The 14,436-nt window shown below is 64.9% G+C and carries 11 protein-coding genes; 6 read left to right on the plus strand and 5 right to left on the minus strand.

Going from position 1 to position 14,436, the window contains the following annotated elements; all coding sequences use genetic code 11:
- Positions 1 to 10: 10 nt before the first annotated feature.
- The 6 genes from ntrB to EN804_RS06490 all read left to right on the plus strand — a co-directional run bounded on the left by ntrB (position 11) and on the right by EN804_RS06490 (position 8,450).
- Positions 11 to 901 (plus strand): nitrate ABC transporter permease, encoded by an 891-nt coding sequence (gene ntrB / locus EN804_RS06465; RefSeq protein ID WP_135918944.1) that lies wholly within the window; start codon positions 11 to 13, stop codon positions 899 to 901.
- Between the two features lie 10 nt (positions 902 to 911).
- Positions 912 to 1,709, plus strand: coding sequence for an ABC transporter ATP-binding protein (locus EN804_RS06470; RefSeq protein WP_135918945.1), 798 nt, complete (start codon positions 912 to 914; stop codon positions 1,707 to 1,709).
- Between the two features lie 4 nt (positions 1,710 to 1,713).
- Entirely contained in the window at positions 1,714 to 4,164 is a 2,451-nt protein-coding gene (nirB, locus tag EN804_RS06475) for a nitrite reductase large subunit NirB (RefSeq protein WP_135918946.1), read from the plus strand.
- Positions 4,165 to 4,169: 5 nt separating this feature from the next.
- Positions 4,170 to 4,499, plus strand: coding sequence for a nitrite reductase small subunit NirD (nirD, locus tag EN804_RS06480; protein WP_127869848.1), 330 nt, complete (start codon positions 4,170 to 4,172; stop codon positions 4,497 to 4,499).
- 1 nt (position 4,500) lies between these two features.
- Positions 4,501 to 7,209, plus strand: a complete 2,709-nt coding sequence (locus tag EN804_RS06485; protein WP_135918947.1) for a nitrate reductase — start codon at positions 4,501 to 4,503, stop codon at positions 7,207 to 7,209.
- 326 nt (positions 7,210 to 7,535) lie between these two features.
- On the plus strand, positions 7,536 to 8,450 hold the full coding sequence (locus EN804_RS06490) for a hypothetical protein (RefSeq protein WP_135918948.1): 915 nt from the start codon (positions 7,536 to 7,538) through the stop codon (positions 8,448 to 8,450).
- 272 nt (positions 8,451 to 8,722) lie between these two features.
- Here the strand turns inward: EN804_RS06490 and EN804_RS06495 are convergent, their stop codons facing one another.
- The 5 genes from EN804_RS06495 to EN804_RS06515 all read right to left on the minus strand — a co-directional run bounded on the left by EN804_RS06495 (position 8,723) and on the right by EN804_RS06515 (position 14,332).
- Positions 8,723 to 10,237 carry an aldehyde dehydrogenase family protein gene (locus tag EN804_RS06495; protein WP_135918949.1) on the minus strand — a complete coding sequence of 505 codons (1,515 nt, stop codon included), beginning with the start codon at positions 10,235 to 10,237 and terminating at the stop codon, positions 8,723 to 8,725.
- A gap of 200 nt (positions 10,238 to 10,437) precedes the next feature.
- A complete protein-coding gene (locus tag EN804_RS06500; RefSeq protein ID WP_127275601.1) occupies positions 10,438 to 11,712 on the minus strand; it encodes an RNA polymerase sigma factor in 1,275 nt (424 codons plus the stop codon).
- Entirely contained in the window at positions 11,709 to 12,083 is a 375-nt protein-coding gene (locus tag EN804_RS06505) for a YciI family protein (protein WP_127275602.1), read from the minus strand. Before EN804_RS06505 ends, EN804_RS06500 begins: the two co-directional genes overlap by 4 nt.
- A gap of 107 nt (positions 12,084 to 12,190) precedes the next feature.
- Positions 12,191 to 13,282 (minus strand): DNA topoisomerase IB, encoded by a 1,092-nt coding sequence (locus tag EN804_RS06510; protein ID WP_135865523.1) that lies wholly within the window; start codon positions 13,280 to 13,282, stop codon positions 12,191 to 12,193.
- A gap of 111 nt (positions 13,283 to 13,393) precedes the next feature.
- Positions 13,394 to 14,332, minus strand: a complete 939-nt coding sequence (locus EN804_RS06515; RefSeq protein ID WP_135918950.1) for a glycosyltransferase family A protein — start codon at positions 14,330 to 14,332, stop codon at positions 13,394 to 13,396.
- Positions 14,333 to 14,436 lie beyond the last annotated feature (104 nt).

Here is a 14,436-nt window from a genome sequence, read left to right on the forward strand (position 1 = left end):
TTTCCAGGACATGTCCATCCAAGCCATCGAGGACACCAAGGTAAAGGCATTCCCGGCCAAGCCGGGCGAGGTGGTCGCCTTCACCGCCAAGACGCAGCGCCGCATCGATCCGGTGGCGATCGCGGGCAAGGTCGCCAGCGCCCTCGTCCCGCCCGCCATCGTCATCGCCCTTCTGCTCGTCGTCTGGCAGATCGCCTGCTCGTCGCCGACGGCAAGCCTGCCTCCGCCGAGCCAGGTATGGAACGAAGCCTATGACCTGATCGCGCATCCGTTCTTCGACAACGGCCCCCAGGACATCGGTCTTGCCTGGCGGGTGCTGATCTCGCTGCAGCGCGTCGCCATCGGCTTCGGCATGGCGGCGGTGGTCGGCGTCGCGCTCGGCGCGCTGGTCGGTCAGTCGGTCTGGGCGATGCGCGGCCTCGATCCGGTGTTCCAGATCCTGCGCACCGTGCCGCCGCTCGCCTGGCTGCCACTGTCGCTCGCCGCCTTCCGCGACTCCAATCCATCGGCGCTGTTCGTGATCTTCATCACCTCGATCTGGCCGGTCATCATCAACACCGCCGTCGGCGTGCGCAACATCCCGCAGGACTACCGCAACGTCGCCCGCATCCTGCGGCTGAACCAGCTCGAATTCTTCGTCAAGATCATGGTGCCGGCCGCGGCGCCTTACATCTTCACCGGCTTGAGGATCGGCATCGGCCTATCCTGGCTTGCCATCGTCGCAGCCGAAATGCTGACCGGCGGCGTCGGCATCGGCTTCTTCATCTGGGACGCGTGGAACTCGTCACGGCTGCCCGACATCATCGTCGCGCTCGCCTATATCGGCGTCACCGGCTTCTGCCTCGACCGCCTGGTCGCGGCGGTCGGCGCCTTTGTCACCCGCGGCACGACGGCAAAGTGAGGACAGCGCCATGACCGCCTATCTCAAACTCGACCACATCGACAAATCCTTCGCGCGTGGCGGCCAGGTCAGCGAGGTGCTGAGGGACATCAGGCTGACCATCCACAAGGGCGAATTCGTCTCCATCATAGGCCATTCGGGTTGCGGCAAGTCGACCTTGCTCAACCTGATCGCCGGCTTGACCAAGGTTTCCGCCGGCGCCGTGCTTTTGGAAGACAAGGAAGTCGACAGCCCCGGCCCCGAACGTGCCGTGGTGTTCCAGAACCATTCGCTGTTGCCGTGGCTGACCGTCTACGAAAACATCAACCTGGCGGTGTCGAAAGTCTTCGGCCGTTCGAAGAGCAAGGCCGAGCGGCATGACTGGATCATGCGCAATCTCGACCTCGTGCAGATGGCGCATGCAACCGACAAGCGCCCGGCCGAAATCTCCGGCGGCATGAAGCAGCGCGTCGGCATCGCACGGGCGTTGGCCATGGAGCCCAAGATCCTGCTGCTCGACGAGCCGTTCGGAGCTCTCGACGCGCTGACGCGCGCCCATCTGCAGGACGCCGTGATGGATATCCATTCCAGACTCGGCTCGACGACGATCATGATCACCCATGACGTCGACGAGGCGGTGCTGCTGTCCGACCGCATCGTCATGATGACCAACGGTCCGGCCGCGACCATCGGCGAAGTGCTTCCCGTGCCGCTGGCGCGGCCACGCCGGCGCATCGAACTTGCTTCCGACCGCACCTTCCTGCGCTGCCGCGAGGCGGTGCTGAAATTCCTCTACGAACGCCACCGCTTCGTCGAAGCCGCGGAGTAACGCCATGACCGAAAAACTCGTCATCATCGGCAACGGCATGGCCCCCGGGCGCATGCTGGAGCATCTGCTGGAGCAGGCGCCGGGCCGCTACGCCGTCACCATCTTCAACGCCGAGCCGCGCGTGAACTACGACCGCATCATGCTGTCGCCGGTTCTCTCAGGCGAGAAGGTCTATGAGGAAATCATCATCCATGGCGACGGCTGGTACATCAAGCACGGCATCACCCTCTACAAAGGCCACAAGATCGTGGCCATCGACCGCACGGCGAAGACGATCACCTCCGACCATGGCGTCACCGAGCCCTACGACAAGCTCGTCATCGCCACCGGCTCGGTGCCGTTCATCATCCCGGTGCCGGGCCACAATCTGCCGGGCGTACTGACCTATCGCGACCTGGACGACGTCCAGGCCATGATGCTCGCCGCCCAGTCGCGGGCCAAGGCCGTGGTCATCGGCGGCGGCCTGCTCGGATTGGAGGCGGCGGCCGGCCTCAACGCGCAAGGCATGGACGTCACCGTGCTGCATGTCATGCCGACGCTGATGGAGCGCCAACTCGATCCGGCCGCCGGCTATCTCCTGCAGCGCGCGGTGGAGGAGCGCGGCATCAAGGTCATCACCAAGGCCAACACCCAGGCGATTACGGGCAATGGCAAGGTCGAGCAGGTGGAACTCGCCGACGGCACCATCATCCCGGCGACGCTGGTGGTGATGGCGGTCGGCATCAGGCCAAACGCCGCGCTGGCCAAGGATGCAGGCGTCGCCGTCAACAGAGGCATCGTCGTCGATGCCGGCATGCGCAGCAACGACCCCGACATCTTCGCGCTCGGCGAATGCGCCGAGGTGGGCGGTATGGTTTATGGGCTGGTGGCGCCGCTCTACGAGATGGCGCGTGTTGCCGCTCATCAGCTTGCCGGCGACGAGACCGCGGCCTTCGTCCACATGGACACGCCGACCAAGCTCAAGGTCACCGGCATCGACCTCTTTTCGCTCGGCGACTTCGCCGACGGCGACGACCGCCAGGAGATCGTGCTGCGCGATGCTTCCGCCGGCGTCTACAAACGCCTGGTGCTGAAGGACGACCGCATCATCGGCACCGTGCTTTATGGCGAGACATCAGACGGCGCCTGGTTCAACGACCTGAAGAAGAAGCAGACCGACATATCGCAAATGCGCGATACGTTGATCTTCGGCCAATCCTACCAGGGGGGTGCCCCGCTGGACCCTATGGCGGCCGTTGCAGCCTTGCCGGATGATGCGGAAATCTGCGGCTGCAACGGCGTTTGCAAGGGCAAGATCACGAGCGCGATCGCGGGCAAGGGCCTGACTTCGCTCGACGACGTGCGCGCCCACACCAAGGCGTCGGCCTCCTGCGGCTCCTGCACCGGGCTGGTCGAAAAGCTGATGGTGCTGACCCTCGGCGACACCTACAACCCGGCCGCCGTACAGCCCATGTGCTCCTGCACCACGTTCGGCCATGACGAGGTGCGCCGGCTGATCAAGGCCAAGGCGCTGAAGACCATTCCGGCGGTCATGCAGGAACTGGAGTGGAAGACCTCCTGCGGCTGCGCCAAATGCCGGCCGGCGCTCAACTACTACCTCGTCTGCGACTGGCCTGACGACTACGCCGACGACTACCAGTCGCGCTTCATCAACGAGCGCGTCCACGCCAACATCCAGAAGGACGGCACCTATTCGGTGGTGCCGCGCATGTGGGGCGGCGTGACCAACGCCGCCGAACTGCGCGCCATCGCCGACGTCGTCGACAAGTTCGAGATCCCGATGGTCAAGGTCACTGGCGGCCAGCGCATCGACATGCTCGGCATCCGCAAGGAGGATTTGCCGGCGGTGTGGGCCGATCTCGGCCAGGCCGGCTTCGTTTCCGGCCATGCTTACGCCAAGGGGCTGCGCACGGTGAAGACCTGCGTCGGCTCGGACTGGTGCCGCTTCGGCACGCAGGATTCGACCGGTCTCGGCATTCGCATCGAGAAATTCATGTGGGGCTCGTGGACCCCCGCCAAGGTCAAGATGGCGGTGTCGGGTTGTCCGCGCAACTGCGCCGAGGCGACGTGCAAGGATGTCGGCGTGATCTGCGTCGACAGCGGCTACGAGATCCACTTCGCCGGTGCCGCCGGTCTCGATATCAAGGGCACGGAAGTGCTCGGCCTGGTGAGGACCGAGGACGAGGCGCTGGAGCACATCGTGGCGCTGACGCAGATGTATCGCGAGCAAGGCCGATACCTCGAGCGCATCTACAAATGGGCCAAGCGCATCGGCATAGCCGAGGTCAAGCGCCAGATCATGGACGATGGCGAGAAGCGTCGAGCCTATTACGAGCGCTTCGTCTTTTCGCAGAAGTTTGCCCAGGTCGATCCGTGGTCCGAGCGCGTCTCCGGCAAGGACAAGCACGAGTTCCGGCCGATGGCTTCGGTCGGGTTTGCGCAGGCGGCGGAGTGACCCCCATGACCTGGACCGCCATCGGCACCCTCTCCGACATCCCGCGCCGTGGCGCGCGTTGCGTCGCCACACCACAAGGCAAGATCGCCGTCTTCCGCACAGCGGACGACGCGGTCTTCGCCATCGAGGACCACTGCCCTCACAAGGGCGGACCGCTGAGCCAGGGCATCATCCATGGCGCGGCCGTGACGTGCCCTCTGCACAATTGGGTCATCTCGCTGGAGACGGGCAAGGCGCTTGGCGCCGACGAAGGCGCCGTGCGCACCATTCCCGTGAAGCGGGAAGGCGAGCGCCTGTTCATCGCGCTGGAAGCGCTGGCCAGCCGCGCCGCCTGACATGGAGATCGTTGAAGCGCGAGAGGTGAGGACCACCTGCCCCTATTGCGGGGTGGGCTGCGGCGTGCTGGCAAAGGTCGCCACGGACGGGCAGGTGTCCGTCCGTGGCGACCCCGATCATCCGGCGAATTTCGGCCGGCTATGCTCGAAGGGCTCCGCGCTCGCCGAGACCATCGGCCTCGACGGCCGGTTGCTCGGTCCGCAAATCCACGGCCGGGGCTCCTCTTGGGACGAGGCGCTCGACCTCGTCGCCTCGACCTTCTCGCAAGTCGTTACCGACCATGGTCCCGACGCGGTCGCCTTCTACGTCTCCGGCCAGTTGCTGACCGAGGATTACTACCTCGCCAACAAGCTGATGAAGGGCTTTGTCGGCTCGGCCAACATCGACACCAATTCGCGGCTCTGCATGGCTTCGTCCGTCGCCGGCCACCGCCGCGCCTTCGGCTCCGACACGGTGCCGGGAAGCTACGAGGATCTGGAACTGGCTGATCTGGTCGTGCTGGTCGGATCCAACCTCGCCTGGTGCCATCCGGTGCTTTATCAGCGCATCGCGGCTGCCCGCGAAAAACGGCCCGAGATGAAGGTGGTGCTGGTCGACCCGCGCCGCACCATGACATCTGATATCGCCGACATGCACCTGGCGATCGCGCCGGATGGCGACGTCGCCCTGTTCACCGGCCTGCTGGCATGGCTCGGTCAGCACAATGCGCTCGACCGTGCCTATATCACGGCGCATACGTCCGGCTTTGGACAGGCACTGTTCGCCGCCTCGGCGCTCGACCTTGCCGGCGTCGCTGCCGCCACGGGGCTCAGCGAAGACGAGATCGGCCGTTTCTACAGCCTGTTTGCCAGGACCGAAAAGACCGTCACCGTCTACAGCCAGGGCGTCAACCAGTCGTCCCAGGGCACCGACAAGGTCAACGCCATCATCAACTGCCATCTTGCCACTGGCCGTATCGGAAAGCCCGGCGCCGGACCGTTCTCGGTCACCGGCCAGCCCAATGCCATGGGCGGCCGCGAGGTCGGCGGCATGGCCAACATGCTCGCCGCCCATATGGAGATCGAAAATCTCGAGCATCGCGAACGCGTGCGTCGCTTCTGGAAGACACCGGAGATTGCAGGCAAGCCCGGCCTCAAGGCGGTCGAGATGTTCAAGGCGGTTGCCGACGGGCGCGTGAAAGCACTGTGGATCATGGCCACCAACCCGGTCGATTCGATGCCGGATGCAGGCGCCGTCGAAGCGGCGATCAAGGCCTGCCCCTTCGTGGTGGTGTCGGACGTGCTGGCCGAGACCGACACGGTCCGCCATGCCCATGTCCGGCTGCCGGCGACGGCCTGGGGCGAGAAGGACGGCACCGTCACCAATTCCGAGCGCTGCATCTCGCGCCAGCGCGCGTTCTTGCCGGCCCCCGGCGAGGCGCGGCCCGACTGGTGGATCATTGCCGAGGTGGCGCGGCGCATGGGCTTTGACGACGCGTTCGCGCATGAGACGCCAGCGGAGATTTTTGCTGAGCACGCCGCGTTGTCAGGATTCGAGAATGACGGCGCGCGGGATTTTGACATCGGGGCCTATGCTGATGTTGACGCCGATGGGTATGAAGCGCTTGCGCCGTTTCAGTGGCCAGCACTTCAGCCAGGCGGAAGTACTCAAGCTGAACCTCCGCCCGACGCGGTCAACTCGACCGGGCACCAGCCCACTCGCTTCTTCGCCAACGGCAACTTCTACACGCCCGACCGCAAGGCGCGCTTCATCGCCATCCGCCCGACCGTCGAAACCCGCACCACCCCCGACTTCCCGCTCATCCTCAACACTGGCCGCATCCGCGACCACTGGCATACCATGACCCGCACCGGCAAAAGCCCGCGCCTGTCCCAGCACATCGCCGAGCCCTTCGTCGAAATCCACCCGGTGGATGCGCAACGCCACGGCGTTGGCGATGCTGACATCGCACGCGTCTCGACTCCGCGCGGCGAAGTGCTGGTCCGCGCGCTGGTGACCACGCGCCAGCGTCAGGGCAGCCTGTTCGCGCCGATGCACTGGACCGATCAATTCGCCGCCAGGGGTCGGCTCGACACGCTCACCACATCGCTTACCGATCCGGTGTCGGGCCAGCCGGCGCTGAAGCATGTCGCGGCCCGCATCGAGAAATTCACCGCTCGGGCATTCGGCTTTGCCGTGACACGCAAAAGGCCCGTGGCGATGGCCGACTATTGGGCGGTAGCCAGATGCCGGGGCGGCTGGCGGGTCGAGCTCGCCTTTGCCCGCGACGATGTCGACTGGACGGCCTTCGCCGGTTCGCTCTTCGATGCTGCGGATGGCGAAATGCTTGCCTATCACGACCGCGAGGCCGGCCAGCACCGCATCGCCGCCTTCGACGGCGAGCATCTGGCGGGTGCCTTGTTCATCGCGCCCGGTCCGGTCGCGGTGTCGCGCGGCTGGGCGGCCGAGCAACTCGATGAGGTCCACGCCAGCCAGCGGCAGCGTTTCAGGATCGTCGCCGGCCGCGCCGGTGCCGAGCGGCCAGATGCCGGCGCGACCGTCTGCTCCTGTTTCAACGTTGGGGTCAACCAGATCACGGCTGCGGTGGCGGCTGGCTGCACCAGCGTCGACGCCATCGGCGCCACGCTGAAGGCGGGCACCAATTGCGGCTCCTGCCGGTCCGAGATCCGGGCGATCATCGCGGCCAATCGGGTCGAGGCCGCCGAGTGAAGCGACTTGACCCCGCCGGGCCGGCCTGACCTCCAGCCGGAAGGTGGGATCGAACCTGTCCAACGGTTAATTCGACTTCGCCCGGGGGATGGGGGTGAAAGATGCCGCCATGGGCCAGCAACTGGAAATGCCCCTGCAGACAATCGTCGCACCACGCCGCTCGCTTGGCTGGATTCCACCGTTCGGCTGACCATAGTTGAGAGGCGTTTTCCAAGCCATAGCAAGCGGTTGGCGAAATGCGCATGTAACCGTGCCGTGATCTGTGGCTCGGCTGGCCCTGTCCTTCGCAATTGGTACGTCTGGACACGCGTGGTGAAGACTGGAAAATGGGGAACGCAACCTCGCCATCCGAGGTGATTCAAAGCATCGGGAGATCAGCGCTGAATCTGGAAGACATAGCCGGCCATCCGGCCTTGCACCGCTACGTTCAGGAACAGTCGCAGTCCCTGATCCGTATCTACGAGGAAAGCCCGCGGCTGGCTTCCATCTTTGCCACCCAGCAGCGTTGGCTGTTGGGTCATGTTGGCCTTGCCATGCACTTCAGGCGCGACCCGAATGACCGCCGCAAGGAACTGACCGTATCGCGTTTCATCGAGGTCGTGCACAAGAATGCGGTGGCCAGCCGCAATACCGCGGACGCCTTCATCAAGGAGATGCTGCACTACAACATCGCCGAGTATGTGGCGGGCGGGGACGGTCGCACGCATCCCCTGCAGCCGACAGCGGCGACCATCGAGCGATTCACCGGCTGGGTAACAGCCCATCTGCGCACGCTTGACCATATCGATGGCGGCGACCGGCTGGCCAGATATTTGGAGCGGCCCGAGATGCTTGCCACGCTGCAGCCCCTGGTGGCTGACGGACTGCTTGCGTCCAAGCCGGTGCGCGAACCCAACCAGACCTTTTCCCTGTTCATCTGGCTCAACAATGGCGGCATCGTCATGGACTGGCTGATGTCGGGCATCGACCCCACCCACGCCGGCCTGGAGCGGATTCCGACCAGCGTGGTTTCGATCGGTGACTTCGCCAAATGGCTCAAGCTGTCGCGGACCCATCTCGGCCGCAAACTGCGCACGGCAGAGGAGCTCGGCAGCATTGGCTGGCTTGGTCAGCGCGGCCATTCGGTGATGTGGGTGTCGCACCGATTTTACGAGGAATACATGACCGTCCAGGCGGCCAAGCTGGCCGTCGTCGACACGGCCTTCAAGGCCTGCTTCCCGCCATCGCAAGGCGACGGCTGAGCAGCGGCGCACGAGAGCCATTTCAGCGGTGAAACGTTTTCCGTCCGGAATTGTGCCAGAACAGGTGGATTGACCGGTTCCGCGTTTGCGTGGCTGCGCGACGCCGACGACCTCGGCAGCGTCGGCAGGCTCTGCCAGCGCCCAGTTACGAAAAAGCCGACGCTGGACAAGTGTCGGAAGCTGTCCAGCGCTACAGCCGCGTGTACACCCTCCACCTGTGTCGATTGATGCTCGCGCAGCTGATCGACCTGACGGGGGCACCCCTGGCATTCTCAATCGATGTCGAACGAGACGCCTTGGGCGAGCGGCAGCGCCTTGGAATAGTTCACCGTGTTGGTGGCGCGGCGCATATAGGCCTTCCACGCATCGGAGCCGCTCTCGCGGCCGCCCCCAGTTTCCTTTTCACCACCGAACGCGCCGCCGATTTCGGCCCCGGAGGTGCCGATGTTGACGTTGGCGATGCCGCAATCCGAGCCGTCCACACCGAGGAAACGCTCGGATTCCTGCAGGTCACGGGTGAAGATCGACGACGACAGGCCGGCGCCGACAGCATTGTGCTCGTCGAGGACGGCATCGAAGTCGGAATACTTCATCACATAGAGGATCGGCGCGAAGGTCTCTTCCGTCACCGGTGCAACCTGTTTCGGCATTTCGACCAGCGCCGGATGGACATAATAGGCATCGGGATGGCCGTTCTCGACACGCGTCCCGCCGGTCACCTTGCCGCCATGGGCGGTCGCTTCGCTCAGGGCCTTCTGCATGGCATCGAACGCGGCCTTGTCGATCAACGGCCCAACCAGCGAGGAGGTCTCCAGCGGATTGCCGACCGAAACGCTCTGATAGGCCTTCTTCAGGCGCGGCACCAAGGCATCGTAGACGCTGTCATGGACGAACAGGCGGCGCAGCGTCGTGCAGCGCTGGCCGGCCGTGCCCATGGCGCCGAAGGCGATGGCGCGCAGCGCCATGTCGAGATCGGCCGTCGGGCAGACGATGCCGGCATTGTTGCCGCCCAGTTCCAGCACTGCGCGTGCAAAACGCTTGGCCAGGCGAGGACCGACATCCCGGCCCATGCGGGTCGAGCCGGTGGCCGAAACCAGCGGCACCTTGGGATGATCGACCAGGATCTCGCCGACCGCGCGGTCGCCGATCAGCACCGGCGCCAGGCCTTGCGGTGCGTCGGGGCCGAAACGCTTGACGGCACGCTTGAAGATCGCTTCGCAGGCAAGCGCCGTCAGCGGCGTCTTCTCGGAAGGTTTCCATACCACGGCATCGCCGCAGACCAGGGCAAGCGCCCCGTTCCACGACCACACCGCGACCGGGAAGTTGAAAGCCGAGATGACACCGACGACGCCCAGCGGATGCCAGGTTTCCATCATACGGTGGCCGGGACGCTCGGTGGCGATGGTCAGCCCGTACAATTGACGGGACAGACCGACGGCGAAATCGCAGATGTCGATCATTTCCTGCACTTCGCCGAGCCCTTCGGAGGGGATCTTGCCGACCTCGATCGACACCAGCCGGCCAAGCTCAGCCTTGTGCGCGCGCAGTTCCTCGCCCAGCAGCCGCACCAGTTCGCCGCGCTTGGGACCTGGCACCAGCCGCCAGGACTGGAATGCCTTGTGCGCTCCGTCGATGGTCTTTGCCGCATCGGCCGGCGAGATCGTCTTCAGCGCCGCGATCTGCTCACCCGTCACCGGGCTGCGCACGATCAGGTCGCCGCCGTCAAGCGCCTCCTTGGCCACGCCCAGTTTCGCCAGAAGCTCGGCCGTTTCCTTCGCTATCGTCATTTTTGTTCCTTTCAGATCCCGCCGCTCATATGGCTGGGGTCAACGCCTTGCGCCATGCCTTCCCGGCGCCGTCGCGGCTGGAAGGGGCTGTCATGGCGTGCCATTACCTGTTTCAGGGGAAAATCGCCACCCCGGCATGGTCCAAGCCCAAGCCGCACGATTGAGCCAGACGATGCCTGGGCTGAACGGGCAGAGGGGGCTCAGTTTGCCTTTGTCGCCGGCGCGCGCACGGCGCCGTCCTTGATCAGGCGGTCGATATGCATGCGGATATGGGCCGCTTCCGCCGCCGTGTTGGCCAGCGCGATGGCGCGGTCGAAGGCAATGCGTGCCTCCTCGCCCCGGTCGAGCTGCATCAGAAGCCCGCCCTTGAGGCCGAAGAAATGGAAATAGCCGGAAAGCCTCGGCTCGAGCGGCTCGATCATCGCCAGTGCCGCTTCCGGTCCACGCACCTTGGCGACCGCGACCGCACGGTTGAGGGTGATGACCGGCGACGGCTGCATCTGTTCGAGCAGGCCGTAAAGCAGGTCGATCTCCACCCAGTCCGTGTCCTCGGCTTTCGCCGCCCGCGCATGGAGTGCGGCGATCGCCGCTTGCACCTGATAAGGACCGGGCTTGCGGTGGCGCAGGGCCTTGTCGACCAGCGCCAGCCCTTCCTCGATCATCTTGCGGCTCCACAGGCGCCGATCCTGGTCCTCGAGCAGCACGATCTCGCCGTCGCCGTCGAAACGGGCCGGTGCGCGCGCGTGCTGCAGCAGAAGCAATGCCGTCAGCCCCATGATCTCCGGCTCGGTCTGGAATAGCCTCAGCAGCAGCCGGGCCAGCCGGATCGCCTCCTCGCACAGCGGCGCGCGGGCCGGCGCTTCGCCGCTGTTGGTCGAGTACCCCTCGTTGAAGATCAGGTAGACCATGGCGGCGACCGCAGCGAGCCGTTCGGAGCGCTCGGCCGCGCCCGGCGTCTCGAACGGCACGCCCGCATCGGCAATGCGCGCCTTGGCGCGGGTGATGCGCTGTTCCATGGCGCTCTCGCCGACCAGGAAGGCACGCGCGATCTGCTTGACGGTGAGGCCGGAGACGATGCGCAGCGCGACCGCGATCTGCTGCGTCGCGGGCAAATCAGGGTGACAGCAGATGAACAGCAGCCGCAATATGTCGTCGCGGTAATGCGCGCCATCGAGCCGCTCGGCGATATCGCTCTCGGCGTCTTCCAGATCGGAAATCTGGTCTTCCTCCGGCATCGGCGCCTGCTTGGCGCGCTTGCGCACCGCGTCGATGCCGCTGTTGCGGCCGACAAAGATCAGCCAGGCCGCTGGATCGCGTGGCGGTCCATTCTGCGGCCAGTTCTTGAGCGCCCTGAGGCAGGCATCCTGGAAAGCTTCTTCCGCGGTGTCGAGGTCGCGGAAATAGCGCAGCAGCGCGCCCATCGCCTGCGGACGGGCGGCACTGATGGCCGAGCTTATCCAGGCAAGTTCGGTCATACGGCAACCCCGGTGGGATTGAAGACGGACACCGGCCGGATCTCATACGAGCCGCCGCTCGGGTTGACCTCGGAGAGTTCGCGGGCGAATTCCACGGCCTCGTCGAGATCGGCGCATTCGAGCGTGTAGAAGCCAAGGAACTGTTCCTTGGTCTCGGCGAACGGCCCGTCGATGACAACGGATTCGCCCTTGACCTTCCGCAGTGTCGTCGCCGCTGTCGTCGGCAAAAGCCGCGCCACCGGGCCGAGCCGGCCGGCCTTGGCATATTTGTCCTGGACGTTGAGGAGATTGGCCATCACTTCGTCGTCCTGCGCCTTGCTCCAGGAGCTGACGACGTCTTCGGAAGCATAGCACAGGATGGCGTAGAGCATGATCGGTCCTTTCTGTATCAAAGGACGAAACAGTAGGACCGATCCCGACACGGCGTCGATAAAAAAATCCGGCAGCTGCGGATTCGGTGTTCGTCAGTCGCGCCGGGTTAGCTTTCGTGTGTTTCCAGCCATCTCAGCACAAGCGCCTCCTCCTCATCGAGACCGTCTATGGACCGCTTGCGCTTGTTGGCTTCCGCCATTTCGGCAAGCAGCCGTCCCTGCGACCAGGCCTCGAAAACCTGCGGATGGATATAGCATTTGCGGCAGACCGCACGAGTGTTGCCCAGCCGCTCGGCCACCTTGTCGATGACGCTGTTCATCACCCGCTTTTGCTGCGCCTGGCTTTCGGGCAGTTCCGTCTGCGCAAACAGCGACGCGGCGTGGATGGTGCCGCCCCACGTGCGGAAATGCTTCGAACTGAACGCGTCGCCGGCCGCTTCGCGTATATAGTGGTTGACGTCGTCGGAGCGCACAGGGCGCCTGTTGCCGGCCTCGTCGAGATATTGGAACAGCTTCTGCCCCGGCAGGTCCTGCGCGCCCCGAACGATCCCGGCGATGCGGCGGTCGACCAGCTTCAATCTCCATTCCTTGCCGGACTTGCCCTTGAAGGCAAAGCGCAGGCTTGATCCCTTGATGTCGACATGCCGGTCCCGCAATGTCGTCAGGCCGAAGCTCTTGTTGTCGCGTGCATAGGCGGCATTGCCGACGCGGATCATCGTGTTGTCGAGCAGCCAGACCACCGCGGCGACGACGCGTTCGAGCGGCAGGCCGCGACGGCGCAGGTCGCTGTCGATCCTGCGCCGAAGGTCCGGCAGGCTTTGGGCGAAAGCGATGAGGCTCGAATATTTGGCGCCGTCGCGCTCCTCGGCCCATTGCGGATGATAGCGATACTGCTTGCGTCCCCGCTGATCCCTCCCGGTCGCCTGGATATGCCCGTTCGGATCGGGCGAAATCCAGACATTCGTCCAGGCCGGCGGAATGACGATCGCAGCGATGCGCGCCCTGGCGGCGTCGGACACCGCTTTCCCCTCCGGTCCTCTGTAAGTAAATCCCTTGCCCGCCTTCAGCCGGCGGATACCGGGCTCGGCATCGCTGACATAGGTCAGCGCGGCATGCTTGGCTGAGCTTTGCGCCCCGTTCCGCGGCGATGCATCTGTCTCCGCCGACGGGCTGAGCGACAGTCCTGATCTCTGCAGCATGTAAGCTCCACGCAAATACGCGTAGATAAGCTGCTGGTTGACTGCTGGTTCCACACGCCGTCTGCAAAGCAGGCGATCCTGCTGGCGTCGGCGCCTGGCGCGGCGCGAGGCCTACAACGCGCCCTGCATCTGGGTCAGCGGAAAGGACAGCCGGCGCCGCACCTTGAGCTTGAGCGTGTAGCGCAGGCAGCGCCAGGCTTCCGAGCGCCGTTTCGGTGCGGCCGCGGCCACCGCCAGGAAGCGCGACGCGGTCTCCAGGTCGCCCCGCGCATAGTGGACGCGGGCGATCTTGAGCGCGACAAGGCCCTCTCTGGCTTTCAGTGCCGAAATCGGGATGCCGCAATCGGTGAGCATCCGCAACTCCCGGCGCCAATCCAGGAAGCGGCGCGCCGGGTTGACCGTGAAGCGATCATCGGAGCGCTCCGCTGAAACTTCGTAAATCATGACGGGACGCTGAACCATGGCCAGCGACGCCTTGCTCATCAGCCGCGCCCAGAACAGCGTGTCCTCATCGAAGGCGAGCCCGACTGGGAACCGGGTCTCGCCGATGAGACGCCGGGAAGCCAGCACGCTGCCCACCGCCACCGAGCGTATATCCCCCTTCACATAGGCGGAGGCATTGGTGAGGCAGGCCGCGGTATATCCGTTTGGCACCTTGATCTGCCGGTCCTCGCCGTTCACCCTGCGCCGGAAGGCGCCGACGATCATGTCGGCCCTGGGCTGGCTTTCCGCTTGCGACAGCAAGGAGCGCAAGCCACCCTGAAGATGCAGGTCGTCTGCATCGATCAGGTAGACCCATGGATGGATCGCCTCATCGAGCGCCAGGTTGCGGGCGCCGCCGGCGTCGCGGCAATTGGCCGGCAGTACACGCAGCGGCAGGGAGGATCGCGCCGCCGCCTGCCGCGCAGCATCGGCCGTGCCATCGGTCGATTGATCGTCGACCAGCAGAATCTCGCCGATAAACCCGGCCTCTCCGCCAAGCGACGCCAGCGTTTTGGCAATCGTTGCCGCCGCATTGTGCGCGGGTATGACGACGCTGACAGTTTTCAATGACAAACCCGCACCTGTACGCAGCCGCTTAAGACTATTCTCCCTCGGAACGAATACAGACTAAAGCAATTCCAGGTAAAGTGCGAAACGGTTTTTCCGTTCGG

The organism is Mesorhizobium sp. M8A.F.Ca.ET.161.01.1.1 (assembly GCF_004792105.1).
GTDB lineage: Bacteria > Pseudomonadota > Alphaproteobacteria > Rhizobiales > Rhizobiaceae > Mesorhizobium.

Bases quoted from the DNA above. Each gene is read 5' to 3' on its own strand.
- ntrB (WP_135918944.1), top strand. From the start codon at position 11: ATGTCCATCCAAGCCATCGAGGACACCAAGGTAAAGGCATTCCCGGCC.
- EN804_RS06470 (WP_135918945.1), top strand. From the start codon at position 912: ATGACCGCCTATCTCAAACTCGACCACATCGACAAATCCTTCGCGCGT.
- nirB (WP_135918946.1), top strand. From the start codon at position 1,714: ATGACCGAAAAACTCGTCATCATCGGCAACGGCATGGCCCCCGGGCGC.
- nirD (WP_127869848.1), top strand. From the start codon at position 4,170: ATGACCTGGACCGCCATCGGCACCCTCTCCGACATCCCGCGCCGTGGC.
- EN804_RS06485 (WP_135918947.1), top strand. From the start codon at position 4,501: ATGGAGATCGTTGAAGCGCGAGAGGTGAGGACCACCTGCCCCTATTGC.
- EN804_RS06490 (WP_135918948.1), top strand. From the start codon at position 7,536: ATGGGGAACGCAACCTCGCCATCCGAGGTGATTCAAAGCATCGGGAGA.
- EN804_RS06495 (WP_135918949.1), bottom strand. From the start codon at position 10,237: ATGACGATAGCGAAGGAAACGGCCGAGCTTCTGGCGAAACTGGGCGTG.
- EN804_RS06500 (WP_127275601.1), bottom strand. From the start codon at position 11,712: ATGACCGAACTTGCCTGGATAAGCTCGGCCATCAGTGCCGCCCGTCCG.
- EN804_RS06505 (WP_127275602.1), bottom strand. From the start codon at position 12,083: ATGCTCTACGCCATCCTGTGCTATGCTTCCGAAGACGTCGTCAGCTCC.
- EN804_RS06510 (WP_135865523.1), bottom strand. From the start codon at position 13,282: ATGCTGCAGAGATCAGGACTGTCGCTCAGCCCGTCGGCGGAGACAGAT.